This window comes from Lactiplantibacillus sp. DA1, assembly GCF_032681335.1.
Taxonomy (GTDB): Bacteria; Bacillota; Bacilli; order Lactobacillales; family Lactobacillaceae; genus Lactiplantibacillus.
This window is the reverse complement of the sequence record NZ_JAWHTQ010000001.1, coordinates 12,652-30,184: the sequence shown is the minus strand read 5'-3', so window position 1 is coordinate 30,184 and position 17,533 is coordinate 12,652. Positions and strand designations below refer to the sequence as shown.

Here is a 17,533-nt window from a genome sequence, read left to right as displayed (position 1 = left end):
ACTGGTCGTTCATGCCGGCACTTAGTTAACAGTGTTCAACTCGGCGAGACAGTGAGTGGTCCGGTTGTTCGAATGAAAGGAGCGTGAACGCTAGTTGAAGGTAATTGCCATCATCGTAGCTGACTAATTCAGTCTATGAGGGCGATCTAAAGTCGTGTCTACCACGTTCCAGCCGTTTTAGGAACAACCTTTTGGCGCACGTTTCGACAATATTGACAGAAAAGCTCTGTAAAACTGATTCGGTTTTACAGAGCTAATCTTAGTATGTTTTTAAGGTAACGCTGGTACTTAATATTAACGATTCGGTTTATTTGTGCTAATTAATCTTAGCGACGATGTTTGATATGGTGAGTGCGAGCTGATCGCTGAATGCGGTGATGGTGCGAAGTTTTCGTTCGGTGTTTAACGTGTAGCGTTACGCGAGTTCCCCGAACTCGGAGTGCTTGGGCATTTGTTGCTGGTGCAGCTAGCAAGCCACCGCAGATACCTAATATAAGTAACGCTGAGATCCCGTGATGCATTTTCATAATAAATCGCCCCCTTAACTAAAAAATCCTTATTCAGTTTATAAGTAATTCCAGTCAGCGTCAACCTTGGCGGGGTGGTTGGCTTTACGAAACATTAACGAATAATTCACAAAAAGCCCGTTAATTTGATTGTATTTTGAATCATTTTCCTTTATGGTGAGAGTAATATAAAAAAGGGAGTTTGGCTAAATGAATATTGAAATCTTAAACTCAGCAATTCAAGACTTACATTTCCAAATCGTTTACGATCGTTCCGAAGATGATGAGAATCCTGGTCAAGGCCAATTCAGTTATACGACGGCCAACCCAGATGTTAAGAAGACGTTTGGCGATGACGTTGTGCAAGCACAATTACAAGTGACTTACAAAGAAGAAATGTTTGATCTTTCCGCCACGGTTTTTGCGATTGTTCGCTTAAGTGGTGAGATGGTCGGCATTATTGAACGTCAATCTGATAATAAGTCGATTGAAGATGACGAACAAGCAATGTTGAACAACTTAAACGGGGCCATCATTCCTGCCTTGTCTGCGAAGGTTCGGGCCTATGCAGCACTACTATCAACGGAAGCTAGCAATTTTGCAATCATGCCGGCTGATTTTGATGATAGTCAGCCGAATGATGCTGAATAAAGCAAGTGAGCTTGTCAATTGACAAGCTTTTTTTGTATCATGATGTTTAGTGATTATCATTGTGTAAGCGCTAACAAAGATGCTATAATTAGGTTGGTCAGGATTGACCAAGCAACGGATGTTGTCATTATGAGGTCAAAAGGTATTTATGGTGACTTCAGCAATTATTGCTTTGATTAGCTTACTGGGAAGCTCAAAGCGGGGGTGACTGGTCAGTAACGGTCAACACACATAGGGGTCTATGGTGATAACACACATAGTTTGGGATTGACCAGTAAGCGCGACTAGTGGCTAAATTACCTTGGTAATCTAGCCACCATTTTGGGTTGTGCTTGATCAGGTCCCCGCGACAAAAAATGAAAACTGTCGTGGTGAAATTACTGTCATTTACAGCATGAGAGCGTATACTGACGGTGAGAGGGGTGAGCGTCATGTTTAAACCAATGGCATCTATTTTTACTAACCATCAAATTGCCGGACATTACCGAGCGATTGAGCGGGCGCAAAAGTGTGTCGTCCCGTTTCATTTTGAAATTCAGGGACGGGAATATCCGCAACCTAAGCCGGAGCGGAACTGGCTGCGACGACTATCAGGGACGTCGAGTGAAAAGTACGCAATGGTCGAATTGACACCGACTAAAGTTGTACTCTGGTCGCCAGAAGGCCGCAATCTAGGGGAAATGCCGCTCAGCAATGTTCGGCGTATTCAAATCGGGGCGATTCGCTGTCACGTTACGGCTGGTCTTGATCCCCGGCATGCATTTCGAGCCACAATATTTGTGCTAACCGACACGGGCAACTATTATTTTGCTAATTCTGATATGGAAGTCTTACCAGCTATTTTTAAATTCGCCTATGAACACCAAATTCCAGTTGAGGATCCGTTACGATTAATCCCGTTATTAAAAGTCGGCTGGCGGGTTGCGGCGATCACGTTACATGAGACGTATGCACAACTCGTCGCGCACACGGGCTACCCGGCGGATAAGGTGTAGCCTAATGATTGGAGTTGGGGGGGTGTTGATCGAACGTCATCAGCACATCATGGCTATTAATCATACAAAAAACCGGACTGTCTGCGGACAATCCGGTTTTTATGTGCAATTAATTCTTTAAACTAAGCCCTGAGCAAGCATCGCATCGGCCACTTTAGTAAAACCAGCGATGTTGGCACCACTGAGATAATCACCGCTAACGTGATATTCATCGGCGGCAGCAACTGAATGTGCAAAGATAGCTTGCATGATTTGCTTGAGGCGGTTGTCGACTTCTTCAAAAGTCCAACTTAACCGCATGCTATTTTGACTCATTTCCAGTGCGGAAACGGCGACCCCACCAGCATTGGCTGCTTTGGCTGGACCATATAATAAGTCAGCCGCTTGGTAAGCTGCAATTGCTTCGGGACTGCTTGGCATGTTAGCACCCTCAGCAACAACTTTAGTGCCATTGGCAATCAGGTTCTTGGCTTGGTCGCCACTGATTTCATTTTGCGTTGCGCATGGTAAGGCGATGTCATAAGCAACTTGGGCATCCCAAACGCTGCCTTCATGGTAAGTCGCACTGGCAACGCGGTCCGCGTATTCTTTAATACGACCACGTTCGACTTCTTTGATTTGCTTAACGATCTTGAAGTCGATACCATGTTCGTCGATCACATAGCCGTTAGAATCTGAGCAAGTGATGACTTTACCACCGAGTTCTTCGACTTTTTGAATGGCATAGATAGCAACGTTACCTGCACCAGAGATGGCGACCCGTTGTCCGGGGAAGGAGAGCTGGTTCGCTTTTAACATCTCGTTAGTGTAATAAGCTAAACCATAGCCAGTGGCTTCGGTCCGCGCAAGTGAACCACCGTAATCAAGGCCTTTACCGGTCAAGACGCCGCGGTCAGCACCACGTAAACGTTTGTATTGACCATATAAGAAGCCAATCTCACGGCCACCAACGCCAATATCACCAGCTGGAACGTCGGTATCGAGGCCGATATACTTGCTCAGTTCAGTCATAAAGCTTTGACAGAACCGCATGATTTCGTTATCAGACTTGCCTTTCGGATCAAAATCAGAACCACCCTTACCACCACCGATGGGGAGACCGGTTAAGGCATTTTTGAAGATCTGCTCAAAGCCTAAGAACTTAACGATACTGAGGTTAACCGATGGGTGTAAGCGCAAGCCACCCTTGTAAGGGCCGATGGCGGAGTTGAATTGGACCCGAAAACCACGATTAACTTGGGCATGACCGGCATCGTCGAGCCACGGAACTCGGAACTGAATGACGCGCTCGGGTTCGGTTAGTCGTTCTAAGATGTTAGCTTCAATGTATTCGGGATGCTGTTCCAAGACTGGTGTGATGGTTTTAAAGACGTCGTTGATTGCCTCTAAGAATTCAGTTTGATTCGGATCACGGTGTTCAATGATGTGATAGACGTGTTGGACATATTCGGTTGCTTGACTCAATATGATCATCCTTCCTTGAATAAGTTAACTATAATCTTAATTCTAATGGTCATGTTCGGAAATTGCACGAGTTAAATCAACTAAATCTGGATAAAATTTTAGTGACTTTGGTTAAAGCGAATGCTAATCAACGGGATTGATTTGGTTCGGCGGACTAACAATAATTCGCGTTTTAATGCAAAACGGGTCGAGGGAGCGTATGCTGAAAGCATCAAAAAGTAGTGGTCATGTTCAATCATTGAATTGCCCACTCACCAGGGACAGGGGGGATTGTGATGCGCAAACGTCGTTGGTTGTTAGGATTAATACCAATCTTATTGGGGGTGATTGGTATTGGTATTTGGGGATCGCAGCAGTTAGGTCAAGGAGCACGGCAAGTCACGCCGAAGACGCTTAAAGTTCAGCAGGCGGCTTCAAAAATTAAACCGGCTACTAAGAAACAGGTGGTGCCACGGAAACGGCAGTCACAGTCCGGACAGCTCAGTGAAGCACAGGCTATTAAGCAGATTGATCAGTTAATTGAAAGTCATCATATTATGGGGACGTTACTATTAACGACCAATGGGCCAGCGGGGGTGCGAATTCGGACGTACGGTTATGCGGATGATGCCGGTCGGATACGCAATACTAAGGCGGAAGCTTATCCGTTGGCGTCACTGCAAAAGGCAGTCACGGGGGCCATTATTCAGAAGTTGATCAATCAGGGTAAGTTAAGCATGACAACTAAGCTCAGTCACTTCTATCCGGGAATACCATACGCTAATCAGATTACTGTTTGGCAACTCTTAGATCACCGTTCTGGGATTCGAATGGCCGAGATGACGCCGAAGTCGATCTTGCCAACCGAAACGGCGCGGTTGAATTTTACTTTACGGCATTTGCAGTCAACGGGTAACCATGTGTATGCTTATTCCAATGCTAACTTTACGGTTCTCGCGGGAATTATTCGTAAAGTAACGCACAAGTCTTATCAAACGGCGCTCAATGATGATATTATTCGGCCACTAGGACTGAAGCATACTTATGAATATAATGATATTCCGGGTAACGTGTTGAATCCGTCCTCGTATCGGTTAACGAATGGTCTAGGGCAAGGCGGCATTATTTCTAAGCCATTGCAGTCAAGTGAACTTGGTTGTGGCAGTTTGTACATGAATGTGGGTGATTATTACAAATTCATGTACGCACTTCAGAGTGGTCAGTTATTGGGGCCAGCGGGTTTGCGGTCGCTCGCCGATAATTTTCAGCTCAAATATTCTGCCGGTGTTTATTACCAAGCCGGTCAATTAATCCGGGTTGGTGGTAATGATAATAATTTTCACACTTATTATATGGGGTCACGGAATGCGAAGGTCGCCTTGGTCTTATTTGAGAATCAGGGGGTCTTCGGCGGTGACAATCAGGTTGCTTACAAGATTCGTAATATTCTTCTGAAGACAGCACCGTTTTAGACTTATTTTCACACTAATCAGATTGTAGGTAACTTGCGCTGCGATTGGGTTGGTGTGTTTTTGTGGTCAGTCTGATGGTCACCATGGACGTAATTAAGTGGTTGGACCTTTCGGGTTACGACAACGCTGTGATTAGCATATTGCCCCTAGTCGATGACGATTAAGTCGCCAGTAGGGGTGCTACTAATGACTAGTGCCGGTTCAGAGAGATGACGAAAACTCTTAAAATAAGTAAATATTCATCTGAAAAGATGGCGAATAAGTTGAAGTAACGCTATGATGAGGTTAGAAACTAAATGATGCAGGTGAAAGTTAATGACAAAACCAATTAAGGTAATGACGATTTTCGGCACGCGACCAGAAGCAATCAAGATGGCACCGATCGTCTTGCAATTACAGCAGCAAGCACAGTTTGAACCCGTAACGGTGGTGACGGCCCAACATCGTGAAATGTTGGATCAGGTTCTAGCCATTTTCCACATCACACCGGACTATGATTTGAATATTATGAAGCCCAATCAGACGTTAGCGGGGATCACAAGTCGGGTGCTCACTAAGTTGGATGCGATTATGGCTGCTGAACAGCCAGATATCGTATTAGTTCATGGCGATACGACAACCACGTTTGCGGCTAGTGTCAGTGCTTTCTATCATCAGATTCCAGTTGGTCACGTGGAGGCGGGCTTACGGACGTGGCAAAAGTATTCGCCGTATCCAGAAGAGATGAATCGGCAGTTGACGGACGTGCTCGCTGATATGTACTTTGCACCGACCGAGCTGAGTCGCCAGAACTTGTTGAAAGAAAACCACCCCGATGCGGCCATCACTGTGACCGGGAATACGGCTATTGATGCCTTGCAGCAGACCGTTTCAACGGATTATCAACATGCTGCACTGGATTTGATTCAGCCCGGTCACCGGATGATCTTACTGACGATGCATCGGCGTGAGAATCAGGGGGCCCCAATGGAAGCTGTCTTTATGGCTATCAAACGAGTCGTGGCCCAGCATCCTGATGTCGAAGTGGTTTACCCAGTGCACTTGAGTCCGGCAGTGCAGACGGTCGCGAAGCGGATTTTAGGTAATACCGACAGGATTCACTTGATTGAACCACTGGATGTGCTTGATTTTCACAACATGGCAGCCCGGAGTTACTTTATTATGACGGATTCTGGTGGTGTGCAGGAAGAAGCCCCGTCATTGAATAAACCAGTGTTGGTTCTGCGTGATACTACCGAACGGCCTGAAGGAGTTACGGCCGGGACTTTGAAACTAGTAGGGACGAATGGTGATCGAATTACGGCCGCCATGATAACGTTATTAGATGATGCCACGGCATATCAGCGGATGGCGGATGCTGAGAACCCATACGGAGACGGTCATGCTGCGGAGTATATCTTGCAAGCGATTATGAAAAAAATTGGTACACATTAAATCATTTACATTTTTGTATAAACAGTGTAATATGTTGACTGACATAGTGATAATAATTTTCACTTCTCCTGTAAAGATGTGAAATTAGCGAAGTAGCCGGAGATAGATGCCGCGGGGGTATCGTTGCCGGTTATTTTATTTTTTTGTGCTGAAATCTGGACGGCTGATGGGACGATATTAGCACTACATACCACTGAGTACCCACTACTTGATTGGTAGCGTAAAGGTGGAGGTATAGTTGCTGCGCTGTTGCAAATCAATTGTCAGTAGCAATCACCACTTGATGGCCTGATTGCTGGGCGCTAGCGCGTTAGAAAACAGTAATCCTAGTGTAAAAGGTGTTTCCTGCTGAATTCCATTGTATAATTGTAGATACTATAAGTGAGCGTTGAGGATAAGTGAATGAATTTAAAAGCCCGTTACCCTAAAATTACGAAAAGCCTGGAGATCATTATTCGGCGATATGGTCAGGCGAACGTCAGCAATAATGCGATTGTGTTGGCTTATTACGCGTTGATGTCAATTGCACCGATTATTTTGATTGCTGGGAACATCATTGCCCGGTTTAATTTGAAGACGGGGCAGATTTTAGCGTACGCGCAAGAAGTCATCCCTAGTAATGTTTATCAGACGTTCAAGCCGATTTTAGTCTCGTTCTTATCTAGTGGTAGCAGCAGCAGTTTGTCGATTGGGATTTTGGTGACGGTCTGGTCGGCGTCTAAGATTATTGCTGCGATTCGTCGGAGTCTGAATGAGGCTTACGGTGTGACGGATGCGCAGAATGCTATCCTGACGCGAGTTATCGCCTTCTTCTTGACCTTGGGGCTATTACTCTTAATTGTGGGGCTGGCGATTTTCTTCACCCTGAGTCAGTTGATTCTGGATGTCATCTTGAACTTGACGAATCTTACCCGAGCAATCATCCCTAATTGGATCAACCAATTATTGGAAAATAAAAACTTGATTACGTTTGTTGGAATGTTTGTTGTCGCCATGTTGCTGTATTACTTTGTACCGAATGCCAAGGTGAAATTACGTTACATTTGGACGGGGGCGTTAGTTACAACGGTCGGTTGGATCGTGATCTCGCAAGGGTTCCGGGTGTACATCGAGTTATTTGCTAAACGGATTACGACTTACCAAACGATTGGAAGTTTGATCGTGCTGATGTTCTGGCTGAATTTTTCAGGAATCTTGTTGATGTTTGGTGGGGTTGTCAACGCCTCGGTACAAGAATGGTTTGAGCACACGATTGAGCCGAAGTCACCACGGATGATTCGCCGCATTCGCCGACAATTTTTCAAACGTAAAAAGCCTAGTAACGAAAAGTGATCAGAATTTTAAAAACATAATCAGAACTTTTTAATTGAATCCGGACGTTTAATCCTGTAAAATCAAAACTTTTTGTGATTTACATATTAAACGATTCGGATTTTGTGTATAATGGTGTTCGTGTGAAAAAAGTGCCGGTGCTTTCTGAAAGTAAGTGGCGTCTATTTCAAAATAAACAGGCGTAACAACGCCACAGGAGGAGAAAGATAGTGATTCATCAGCTTTTGGCAGAGTTCATGGGAACCGCCTTGATGATTATTTTTGGTGTCGGTGTACATTGTAGTGAGGTTTTAAAGGGGACCAAGTATCGCGGTTCTGGCCATATCTTCGCAATTACAACATGGGGTTTTGGGATTACAATTGCCCTCTTCATTTTCGGCAATGTCTGCATTAACCCGGCCATGGTGTTAGCCCAATGTATGTTAGGGAACATCTCGTGGTCATTGTTTATTCCGTATTCAGTTGCAGAAGTTTTGGGTGGGGTTGTTGGTGCTGTGATCGTCTGGATCATGTACGCGGACCACTTTGCCGCTTCTGCTGATGAGATTTCCCCAATTACGATTCGGAACTTATTCTCAACCGCACCCGCTGTGCGGAACTTACCACGGAACTTCTTCGTCGAATTCTTCGATACATTTATTTTTATTTCTGGGATTTTAGCTATTTCTGAAGTGAAGACGCCGGGGATCGTGCCGATTGGTGTTGGGCTCTTAGTCTGGGCCATTGGGATGGGGCTAGGTGGCCCAACCGGATTCGCCATGAACCTTGCACGGGACATGGGTCCACGGATCGCCCACGCCATCTTACCAATTAAGAATAAGGCTGACAGCGACTGGCAATATGGGATCATTGTTCCTGGGATTGCACCTTTCGTTGGGGCTGCTTGTGCGGCGTTGTTTATGCATGGGTTCTTTGGGATTGGGTAGATAATATTATAATGCTTTTAGACGACTATTGTAAAAATAGTCGTCTTTTTAACGTTGTTTATACAATAATATTGATATTATCCTTTTACATTAATATTTTTTTGATATAATGGCATGATGAGACTTTGTATTCTTGGAGGAAAATAAATTGAGTAAGTATGATTATCTAATTGTTGGTGCCGGACTATTTGGTGCTGTTTTTGCCCATGAGGCAGCTTTGCGTGGTAAGCGTGTTAAGGTGATTGAAAAACGGAACCATATCGCTGGCAACATTTATACGAAAGAAGTCGATGGAATTCAAGTACACCAATATGGTGCGCATATTTTCCATACTTCAGATAAGCAAATCTGGGCGTATGTTAATCAATTTGCTGAATTTAATCGTTACACGAATAGTCCGGTTGCAAACTATAAAGGTCATATGTATAACTTACCTTTCAATATGAATACTTTTAGTGAGCTCTGGGGAGTTCGCACACCTGCAGAAGCGCAAGCAAAGATTCAGGAACAAAAAGATGCTGCACAATTAAGCGGTGAACCTAAGAATCTTGAAGAACAAGCCATTTCACTGATTGGTACCGATATTTATGAAAAGCTAATTAAAGGCTATACCGAAAAGCAATGGGGACAAAAAGCGACTGATCTGCCAGCATTTATTATTCGCCGACTGCCAGTACGCTACACATACGATAACAACTACTTCAATGATACTTATCAAGGGATTCCAATTGGTGGTTACACTCAAATCATCGAAAAAATGTTAGATCATCCTGAAATCGATGTTGAGACCGGTGTGGATTTCTTTGCCAATAAAAATCAGTATTTAGCCAACTTTCCGAAGATCATATTTACTGGGATGATTGATCAATACTTCAATTATCAATTGGGAGAATTGGAATACCGTTCGTTACGATTTGAAACCGAAGAACGAGATGTTGACAACTATCAGGGGAATGCCGTTATTAATTATACGGATGCGGAAATACCATATACACGAATCATTGAACACAAACACTTTGAATTCGGTAAGGGCGATAAAAACAAGACGATTATTACTCGCGAGTATCCAGCTAATTGGAAACGTGGGGATGAGCCATACTACCCTGTAAACAATACTCGTAACAACACGTTGTACAAGCAATATGCTGAACTTGCAAAGCAAGAAGGCAATGTGATTTTTGGTGGGCGCTTAGGGCAATATCGTTATTATGATATGCATCAGGTGATTCATGCGGCATTAGTGACGGTGAAGCAAGAGTTAAGTAATGTAGAGGATAAATAATGGAATTACGAATTAAATTAAAAAATGTGCTTAGAATCATTGGAAGACATATTGTTTTGTTAATAGGTATCATTAGCTTGTCAATTGCAGCTGGTGTTAGTTGGAACTATTTGATTAAAAAACCTGAATATCAGTCGCAAATACAATTTTTACAAACTAATAATGATACTTCACAAATTACTGTTTATGATCAAATTTTGAGTCTCAAAAGTTTTAAAACACAAGTGAATTCGGAGTTGAAACAAAGAAAAATCTCTTCGGTATTTAGTGATACAACAATTGAAAGTATGTCAGTGTCATCATCCGTTAACTCACCAATATTTAGTGTGAGTGTTACAACTAGAAATCCTAAATTCTCAAAGTATGCGGCGACTATTGTTGCTCAAAATTTGATTAGTTTCGTGGGAAAGTATCAAGGAGCCGCTAATCTGGCAATTATATCAAAGGCTGCATCTACACCAACTATGGTGCAACAAAGTATTAGTAAGATAGTTATTATATTTGGTGCGGGTGGTCTTGTATTGTCACTATGTATTGTTTTTATGAAGGAACTTTATGGAAAGAAAATGGCAAGTCAGTATTTGAATGATATTTTTGGCATTGAAAACTTGGGTAGTATAAAACTACTTAAAGATCCACGATAAACATGAGGTTGAGATGATGAATAAAAAAAATAGTGATTTTAAATCTGATATAACTAAAGTATCTAAAAAAGTAAATTTGAAGTTAGTACAAGCCAATGCAAAACAATTATTTGTTTGTTCTCCTGAGTCCGAAAAGATTCGTGTCCTTTTAACTGCAAACCTGATTTCTTATTGGGTAACAAAACAAGAAAAAGTGTTACTGATAGAAACAAACGATAATCATACTTATACAGAAACATTTGGATTTGTAAAAGAGTCAAATAGTTTGTTGTATCGATCGAAAACGAATCGATTGTTCATGGCTAAGGTAGATAAAGTTAACTTTGAAAGAAGTGTTGAAGATATATTAAACTCCAACGAAGATTTTGATAAAGTCATCGTGGATATTTCTAGTGATTTAGATGCTTATAATCTTGAGGTGCTAATTGCCAAGGCGACTAATATATTGTTAGTCGCTAAGCAAGGTGGAAATAAAAGAAAAATGAGAGCTTTACTCAAGATAATTGGTGACTGTAGAAAAATAATTGGGTACGTTACGATAAGATAGGAGTGATTTTAAATCAAAAAGAGGTTGTATTATATATTGAGTATTCTCCTAGCTACGATTGTTTTTTGTTACTCTGCAGTAGCAATCGATAAAAAACGAGGCGAACTGCAAGTCGAAAAGAGCACATCTAGCAAGAGTGTAGTTATGAGAACTACACTAAGAAATGCAAACTTATATGGGGCTACCGGTAAGTACACAAGTGATGAAACCGATTTTTTGAAGTCAGCGAAAAAGAAACGCATCAATGCATACTTGTTAATGGCTAAGAACGGTAGGGTCGTGTTGCAGACTGGTAACGGACGTGCCAAGGCAAATGCCAGTTGGTCTGGATATTCACAGTTTAGAGTAGCTGATTTTCAAAAGTTGCTAACTATCGATTTAGTTTTACAGCTGATTCGTAACAATAAAGTAAAATTAAAAGATACATTGGCTACCTTGATTCCTCAATTGGAAAATACGAATCTTAAGAATGTGACTGTCAAAGATCTTCTAACGGATAACAAAAAAATACATGTTAAATCGGAAGATATTCATGATAAAGGCTATTATGATTTACTTGTAACTTTTAAAAAAAATATCACTACAAGTGTATCTGATAGTGAGAATATGAATTGTAATTTTGTGTTGCTTGCAATGATTGTTCAATCGATGAGCAAGGAGGATTATACAGAATACGCACAAAATAGTTTTTTGACGAATAGTGGCATAAATCATGCAAGCTTTGTCTCAGATGGAGAGATCAATAAACAATTAGCGATCCCTTATCATCGTAGTGATAATGCGGTAGATTATTCTAAACCATACCCAACTGGAAACTATTTGTTTGGTATAAATGATCTATGTATGAGCTCATCTGACATGTATATGTTAATAGATAATTCAATTACTAAATTTGCAAGAGGTTCGCAGTCAGATATCTTCAAGAAATCATATAGAGCAGTTTTTGGAAATACCTCGATTGAAAATAGTGTATACTCGATGAGCATAAAAAGTGATGGATATGAATTAAATTTAATTTTTAACTATATGAAAAAAATGGGTATAGTTTACAATGTTACTTCAAGGCCCGCAAAATACAATTCAGAGCATGCAACTGCAGAATTCTATCACAGTATTACAGAGGATTAAAATATGGATACAGGACTCGTAAAAAGTAGAGCAGAACAGACCCTTTTTTTTGAAGTGATTTACGGTATTGACTTGATTGCATGGTTTGTTAGTTATTCAATGTTGACAAAGGTAGTGCCGGCATTACCAAAATATATTGCGGTTTTCAATATATTGGCTTTGTTTATCTATGTCGCGAGAGGGTTCAATATTGATGAAAAGATTTTCTGGATCGGAGTTGTATTACTAGTCTCTGTTTTGATTAGTTACTATACATCTCGTGATGTGGTGATTGTGGAGGTTGGGGTCTTATTATTCATTTCTCAAAGTGTAAATAAGGAGAAAATATTAAAAGAGTACATTATCATCGCGAGTAGCATGATTATAATTGTGTTTATGTTAAGTCAATTGGGTATTATTCAAGATCTGTTATTCGTTCGAAATGGAATTACTCGGCATGCTTTTGGCACGATTCAACCAACTGTATTATCTGCACAATTATTTTCACTCAGTGCTGCAATTGCGTGTTTGCGATATAAACATATAACCTGTCCTAAGATAGGAATTTTAATTTTGCTTGCTGTTGTGTGTTTTAGATTTCTGAATGCTCGAAATGATACTATGTTTATTTTATTAATAGTGCTAGTTCTGGTTGTGCATAAATTGCGATGGAAAACCAACGGCAAATTAAAATTTTTTAGATACCTCAGCATACTTAGTATGCCACTACTTAGCTTAGTTGTCTTTCTTCTCGGAAGAAACTATACAACATCTAACAGATTCTTAAGCAGCATAAATAATATTTTGTCTGATAGATTAAGAATATCCAATGTGGCAATTTCTAGATATCCGATTAATTGGTTTGGACAACAAACTATTGAGAACGGTAATGGTGCTGGTACGCAAGTTGCGACTGCTAATTATTTCTATATTGATTCTTCATATTTGCGACTGTTGATTAGATATGGCTTTTTACTTTTTTTGATAATAATGATTTTGTATGTTTTAACGATGGTGATTTTAATGACCAAAAAGAAGTATGTGGTTATGGCTATTTTGGTCATTATGTCAGCGCAAGTTATGTGGGAACAATCTTTTTTATGTGCGCCAAATGTCTTGGTATTTTATTTAATTATGAGTGGAACGGATTATTCCAGTTTGATGGGTGAAGTGAATTTGGCTAGTAAAAGATTTGTCAGGTTTATGGAGGAGTAAGAGCATGCTTAAGAATAAAATTTGTTTAGTTGGTTCAAGTGGTGGACACCTTACACACTTGTATAAGTTGAAGCCAACTTGGGAAAAATATGATCGTTTCTGGGTGACCTTCAATAAGGAAGATGCAAATGATCTGTTGATAAATGAAAAAGTGTATCATTGCTATTTTCCAACGAATAGGAATGTTTGGAATTTAATAAGAAATACATTATTAGCATTCAAGCTCCTTTTAAAAGAGAAACCTAGGGTGATTATTTCTTCCGGTGCCGCAGTCGCGGTTCCATTCTGTTACATTGGAAAGTTGATGGGAGCAAAAATTATATACATTGAGGTTTTTGATAGAATCGATAGGCCGACGGTTACAGGTAAATTAGTTTATCCAATTGCCGATGAATTTATTGTACAGTGGGATGAAATGAAAAAAGTTTATCCTAAAGCAAAAAATTTAGGGAGTATTTATTAATGATGATTTTTGTAACAGTTGGGACTCATGAACAGCAGTTTAATCGTTTAGTGAAGTATATGGATAATTACAAGAGAGACAACATTGTAGAACGAGTTATTATTCAATCTGGGTATTCTACATACAAGTGCAAATATGCGGAGCAATATGATTTTATTAGCCCAAAGAAAATGGATAAATACATGCAGGATTCAGAGCTAATTATCACTCATGGAGGCCCTTCGAGTTTTTTGGCAGCTTTAAAGCAGAATAAACCAGTAGTTGTTGTTCCTAGAATGCTTAAGTATGAAGAACATGTTAATAACCATCAAGTCGAGTTTTTAAAGCGTCTGGCACCCCAGTATGCAGGAATACTATTCCCAGTTTATGACATTGATACGTTAGGTACAACCGTCAAACGAGTGCTTAGTAAACATACTTTAGTCAATTCTGTCAAGTGGCACAACGCTACTTTTAATAATGAATTAGGAGATATAGTGGCTAGAATGATGAGGTCAGTCAATGTTAAGTAAGATCAAGCATAATGAATATTTCATTAAATTATTTCAGTGGCTAGGAGGAGTTGTTAACCATCTACTACCTAAAAAGCAACGAATCGTATTATATTCAAACTGGGGTTTCAGAGATAATGTCAGATATCTTTATGATTATTTAATCGATAATTCGTACAATGAAAAGTATCAAATTGTTTGTGCCTCTAATGATTTCTACGATTTAGATAGGACTGTGCCTAGAAATGTTGTATTCACGAGAAGTAAAATTGATACGCTAAGGTATTTTTTGACCTCTAACTATTTTTTTTATTGTTTTGGCGGAATTCCAATTAAGTCTGTTAAAAATCAAACTGTCGTCAATTTATGGCATGGAATGCCGATGAAAAAGATTGGACGGTTAGAGTCAGGTATGTTGAGAGATATTAATTACTTTGACTATTTAATTTCTTATTCTGATTTTTTTTCACCAGTTCTGAAAGAGTCATTTGACGTAAATCAAGATAAAATTATAATTGCCAATGCACCTCGTAATGAAGTGTTTATCAGTCAATCGGGTAGTGTAAGTAAAAAAGATAAAGTGATTGCTTGGTTACCAACATACCGGAAATCGTCTAAGCTAGATTCTCAAAATGGAGCATCGGATGAAATTATTCCATTGTTCAATAATTTGGATGATTTTAGAAAGTTTGATCAGTTTCTGAAAAGTGTCGGCATTAGAATGTTTGTTAAGCTGCATCCTTTACAGGATAGGATAAACATTCCTAAAAATTTAACGAATATGATTTTTATTGATGATTCTTGGTTATTCGAGCAACACACTGATTTATATACTTTTTTAGCTGAAACCGATGCCTTGATTACAGACTATTCTTCAGTGTCGATTGATTACTTGCTTTTGAACAGACCTATTTTTTATGTGATGAATGATCAGCAAGCTTATGCTAATACTCGTGGTTTTAATTACACGTTAGATCAGTTTATTGCAGGACAGGTAGTACAAAATATGGATCAATTTAGATATGTGTTATCGAACTTTTCAAAAAATCAAGATGGGTTTGCTAAACTAAGACGTGAAAAAATCAGTACCTTTTATAGTGGTAGTTCTGCTGGAATTAAAGAAATGTTGGGGCTTGTCGGGATTTGAAAGGAACTGTGATTATATGAGAGAGAGCCTGTTTATTTCTGTTATAATTCCTGCTTACAATGTGGAGAGTACTATTGGAACGCTTATTGTGAATTTGGAGATGCAAAGGTTTTCTAGCTTTGAAATTATAGTAATAAATGATGGTTCAACTGACCATACTCAAGAGGTTATTTCGAGGCTTTCAAAAAAATATGACAACATTACTAGTATTTCTCAAGTTAACATGGGTGTTAGTAGTGCTAGGAATACAGGGTTGAAAAGTGCTCGAGGACAATATGTATTGTTTTTGGATGCGGATGATAGTGTGAGCACTCAATTATTGTCTGTTGTTTATCAAAAAGCAAAACATGGGAATTTTCAAGATGAACTAATTATTTTTGGTAAAGAAAACATTGATTCAAACGGCAAAGTTGTTAGTGTTAATAAGATACCAGAGATGGAATCTCAAAAATTAACTGCAAGTATGTTTACATTACTTTTGGATAATAATTTGTTGGCAACTATGTATAATAAAGTGGTCAAACGCACATTGATTGGTGATAATTTGTTTCAAAAATTATCAGTGGGTGAAGATTTCCAATTTGTATTAGATATTCTTGAAAAAAATCCAATGACATCTTTTATTAATAAATCGTTATACACTTATGAGTTGGAATCTGTTGGATCAATAATGCAAAAGTATAATCCTGATCGATTGACTAACTTTGTGAACCAAAAAGCACAGATGAAACGGATTATAAGTGATGTATCGAATTCTAAGGCTGAAGAGCTTGAAATTCTCTCGGACTTGAATATTGATACACTTGATCGAATTGTTACTAACATCTTTAGAAAGCAGAGTGATAAATCGTTAATCGACCAATATACTGAGTTGTCTAATGCAAATAATGAATTTAATACATCAACCCCTAAAATCGTTAAGAAGTATCAGGGCGTAAAGCGAGTTAAGATGTTTTTGGTTGTAAGACACAATATACTAAGCTTCTTAATCTTAAGTATATTATACAAGATTCGCTAGTACTCGTTTTGAAATATGAAATTCAGGTTTAATCTGAAGAAATCGTTTTTCAGACTGATCTTTGTTATGATAATATAAAAATAAAGAAGAGCATGGTTGTCCTGATACTCTGTTATGATCCCTCATGGCTATCGGATGAAATTATATTGTTTCAGGTCTCTGTCAACCGGTGTTGATGAAGTTATATTTAGAATCCAATTCATTTACGAATTGGATTCTTTTGGTTCTATAATATCTGTTGGTAAGCAGTAAATAATCGACCGTATTTCCTGCGGCCATCATATGGATTATGATTACCTCATCAAATAAATTGGTGAGGTGTTTTTGATGGATAAACAACCAGATATCGTTCGAGTAAAAGTTGGTCGGACGCCAGAAACCCCAGCTTCTGGCGCAGTTAAAGCGCTACAAATCAAAGTTGACGGCAATAAATCAGTTATTGCCGTCAACGGTTATATTTGTCGATGTTTTAATGAAGGCGGTGTTTCCACATGATCATTGATACCAGCCAGCTCAACCAAATCTACTTGGTTTGTGGCCAAACTGATTTGTGCAAAGGTATCGATGGACTCGCAGGTATTGTTCAGGATCAATATGACTTAGACCCATACTCGCAAGCACTATGTCTTTTTTGTGGTACACGCAAAGACCGATTCAAAGCCCTATATTGGGATGGCGATGGCTTCTTACTATTGTACAAGCGGTTAGAAAATGGCCGTTTACAATGGCCAACCAATCAACTAGCCATTCGTAGATTGGATCCACGTCAACTTGTTCGCTTGTTGAGTGGTTGGGCGTTAGATGCGACTGTTCATAAAGCATGCCCGCCAGGACATTGAAAGTGCTTTCTAGTTCGGCCG

19 protein-coding genes are annotated in these 17,533 nt (G+C 39.8%); 17 read left to right on the top strand and 2 right to left on the bottom strand.

The genetic code is table 11. The annotated features are described in order from the left end of the window. Positions 1-326: 326 nt before the first annotated feature. Entirely contained in the window at positions 327-527 is a 201-nt protein-coding gene (locus tag RXV91_RS00150; protein ID WP_316438188.1) for a hypothetical protein, read from the bottom strand. A gap of 189 nt (positions 528-716) precedes the next feature. Between RXV91_RS00150 and RXV91_RS00145 the strand changes: the two genes are divergently transcribed. Both RXV91_RS00145 and RXV91_RS00140 read left to right on the top strand, forming a co-directional pair. Further along, entirely contained in the window at positions 717-1,157 is a 441-nt protein-coding gene (locus tag RXV91_RS00145) for a hypothetical protein (RefSeq protein WP_033611449.1), read from the top strand. Positions 1,158-1,588: 431 nt separating this feature from the next. Next, complete coding sequence (locus RXV91_RS00140) at positions 1,589-2,152, top strand: hypothetical protein (RefSeq protein WP_053267088.1); 564 nt, start codon at positions 1,589-1,591, stop codon at positions 2,150-2,152. A gap of 117 nt (positions 2,153-2,269) precedes the next feature. Here RXV91_RS00140 and gdhA read toward each other — a convergent pair whose 3' ends face one another. Further along, positions 2,270-3,625, bottom strand: a complete 1,356-nt coding sequence (gdhA, locus tag RXV91_RS00135; RefSeq protein ID WP_316438187.1) for an NADP-specific glutamate dehydrogenase — start codon at positions 3,623-3,625, stop codon at positions 2,270-2,272. Positions 3,626-3,888: 263 nt separating this feature from the next. On the opposite strand from gdhA, the gene RXV91_RS00130 reads away from it, so the two are divergent. The 15 genes from RXV91_RS00130 (at position 3,889) to tnpB (ending at position 17,512) form a co-directional block, all read left to right on the top strand. Further along, on the top strand, positions 3,889-5,067 hold the full coding sequence (locus RXV91_RS00130; protein WP_316438186.1) for a serine hydrolase domain-containing protein: 1,179 nt from the start codon (positions 3,889-3,891) through the stop codon (positions 5,065-5,067). A gap of 315 nt (positions 5,068-5,382) precedes the next feature. Then, positions 5,383-6,501 carry a non-hydrolyzing UDP-N-acetylglucosamine 2-epimerase gene (gene wecB, locus RXV91_RS00125; RefSeq protein WP_316438185.1) on the top strand — a complete coding sequence of 373 codons (1,119 nt, stop codon included), beginning with the start codon at positions 5,383-5,385 and terminating at the stop codon, positions 6,499-6,501. A gap of 402 nt (positions 6,502-6,903) precedes the next feature. Continuing rightward, positions 6,904-7,833, top strand: coding sequence for a YihY/virulence factor BrkB family protein (locus tag RXV91_RS00120; RefSeq protein ID WP_316438184.1), 930 nt, complete (start codon positions 6,904-6,906; stop codon positions 7,831-7,833). Between the two features lie 209 nt (positions 7,834-8,042). Beyond that, positions 8,043-8,759, top strand: a complete 717-nt coding sequence (larD, locus tag RXV91_RS00115; RefSeq protein WP_021730627.1) for a D/L-lactic acid transporter LarD — start codon at positions 8,043-8,045, stop codon at positions 8,757-8,759. 148 nt (positions 8,760-8,907) lie between these two features. Next, a complete protein-coding gene (gene glf / locus RXV91_RS00110) occupies positions 8,908-10,041 on the top strand; it encodes a UDP-galactopyranose mutase (RefSeq protein WP_316438182.1) in 1,134 nt (377 codons plus the stop codon). Beyond that, positions 10,041-10,685: a hypothetical protein gene (locus RXV91_RS00105; protein WP_316438180.1), complete on the top strand. Its 645-nt coding sequence runs from the start codon at positions 10,041-10,043 to the stop codon at positions 10,683-10,685. The genes glf and RXV91_RS00105 overlap by 1 nt, the downstream gene beginning before the upstream one ends. 13 nt (positions 10,686-10,698) lie before the next feature. Further along, positions 10,699-11,232 carry a hypothetical protein gene (locus tag RXV91_RS00100; protein ID WP_316438179.1) on the top strand — a complete coding sequence of 178 codons (534 nt, stop codon included), beginning with the start codon at positions 10,699-10,701 and terminating at the stop codon, positions 11,230-11,232. A 36-nt stretch (positions 11,233-11,268) separates the two neighbouring features. Continuing rightward, positions 11,269-12,360, top strand: a complete 1,092-nt coding sequence (locus RXV91_RS00095) for a serine hydrolase domain-containing protein (protein ID WP_316438178.1) — start codon at positions 11,269-11,271, stop codon at positions 12,358-12,360. Positions 12,361-12,363: 3 nt separating this feature from the next. Further along, on the top strand, positions 12,364-13,554 hold the full coding sequence (locus RXV91_RS00090; protein WP_316438177.1) for a hypothetical protein: 1,191 nt from the start codon (positions 12,364-12,366) through the stop codon (positions 13,552-13,554). Positions 13,555-13,558: 4 nt separating this feature from the next. After that, positions 13,559-14,017 carry a PssD/Cps14F family polysaccharide biosynthesis glycosyltransferase gene (gene pssD, locus RXV91_RS00085; RefSeq protein ID WP_316438176.1) on the top strand — a complete coding sequence of 153 codons (459 nt, stop codon included), beginning with the start codon at positions 13,559-13,561 and terminating at the stop codon, positions 14,015-14,017. Continuing rightward, positions 14,017-14,529 (top strand): glycosyltransferase, encoded by a 513-nt coding sequence (locus tag RXV91_RS00080; RefSeq protein WP_316438174.1) that lies wholly within the window; start codon positions 14,017-14,019, stop codon positions 14,527-14,529. The genes pssD and RXV91_RS00080 overlap by 1 nt, the downstream gene beginning before the upstream one ends. Continuing rightward, positions 14,519-15,655 (top strand): CDP-glycerol glycerophosphotransferase family protein, encoded by a 1,137-nt coding sequence (locus RXV91_RS00075; RefSeq protein ID WP_316438173.1) that lies wholly within the window; start codon positions 14,519-14,521, stop codon positions 15,653-15,655. Before RXV91_RS00080 ends, RXV91_RS00075 begins: the two co-directional genes overlap by 11 nt. Continuing rightward, entirely contained in the window at positions 15,582-16,673 is a 1,092-nt protein-coding gene (locus RXV91_RS00070; protein WP_316438172.1) for a glycosyltransferase, read from the top strand. The genes RXV91_RS00075 and RXV91_RS00070 overlap by 74 nt, the downstream gene beginning before the upstream one ends. 327 nt (positions 16,674-17,000) lie before the next feature. Further along, positions 17,001-17,168, top strand: coding sequence for a hypothetical protein (locus tag RXV91_RS00065; protein ID WP_316438171.1), 168 nt, complete (start codon positions 17,001-17,003; stop codon positions 17,166-17,168). Then, positions 17,165-17,512 carry an IS66 family insertion sequence element accessory protein TnpB gene (tnpB, locus tag RXV91_RS00060; protein ID WP_316438170.1) on the top strand — a complete coding sequence of 116 codons (348 nt, stop codon included), beginning with the start codon at positions 17,165-17,167 and terminating at the stop codon, positions 17,510-17,512. Before RXV91_RS00065 ends, tnpB begins: the two co-directional genes overlap by 4 nt. Positions 17,513-17,533: the final 21 nt, after the last annotated feature.

Excerpts from the sequence above, each read along its gene's own strand:
- tnpB (WP_316438170.1), top strand. The coding sequence starts at position 17,165 with ATGATCATTGATACCAGCCAGCTCAACCAAATCTACTTGGTTTGTGGC.
- wecB (WP_316438185.1), top strand. The coding sequence starts at position 5,383 with ATGACAAAACCAATTAAGGTAATGACGATTTTCGGCACGCGACCAGAA.
- RXV91_RS00120 (WP_316438184.1), top strand. The coding sequence starts at position 6,904 with ATGAATTTAAAAGCCCGTTACCCTAAAATTACGAAAAGCCTGGAGATC.
- RXV91_RS00090 (WP_316438177.1), top strand. The coding sequence starts at position 12,364 with ATGGATACAGGACTCGTAAAAAGTAGAGCAGAACAGACCCTTTTTTTT.
- RXV91_RS00140 (WP_053267088.1), top strand. The coding sequence starts at position 1,589 with ATGTTTAAACCAATGGCATCTATTTTTACTAACCATCAAATTGCCGGA.
- RXV91_RS00100 (WP_316438179.1), top strand. The coding sequence starts at position 10,699 with ATGATGAATAAAAAAAATAGTGATTTTAAATCTGATATAACTAAAGTA.
- RXV91_RS00105 (WP_316438180.1), top strand. The coding sequence starts at position 10,041 with ATGGAATTACGAATTAAATTAAAAAATGTGCTTAGAATCATTGGAAGA.
- RXV91_RS00075 (WP_316438173.1), top strand. The coding sequence starts at position 14,519 with ATGTTAAGTAAGATCAAGCATAATGAATATTTCATTAAATTATTTCAG.
- gdhA (WP_316438187.1), bottom strand. The coding sequence starts at position 3,625 with ATGATCATATTGAGTCAAGCAACCGAATATGTCCAACACGTCTATCAC.
- RXV91_RS00080 (WP_316438174.1), top strand. The coding sequence starts at position 14,017 with ATGATGATTTTTGTAACAGTTGGGACTCATGAACAGCAGTTTAATCGT.
- pssD (WP_316438176.1), top strand. The coding sequence starts at position 13,559 with ATGCTTAAGAATAAAATTTGTTTAGTTGGTTCAAGTGGTGGACACCTT.
- RXV91_RS00145 (WP_033611449.1), top strand. The coding sequence starts at position 717 with ATGAATATTGAAATCTTAAACTCAGCAATTCAAGACTTACATTTCCAA.
- RXV91_RS00150 (WP_316438188.1), bottom strand. The coding sequence starts at position 527 with ATGAAAATGCATCACGGGATCTCAGCGTTACTTATATTAGGTATCTGC.
- RXV91_RS00065 (WP_316438171.1), top strand. The coding sequence starts at position 17,001 with ATGGATAAACAACCAGATATCGTTCGAGTAAAAGTTGGTCGGACGCCA.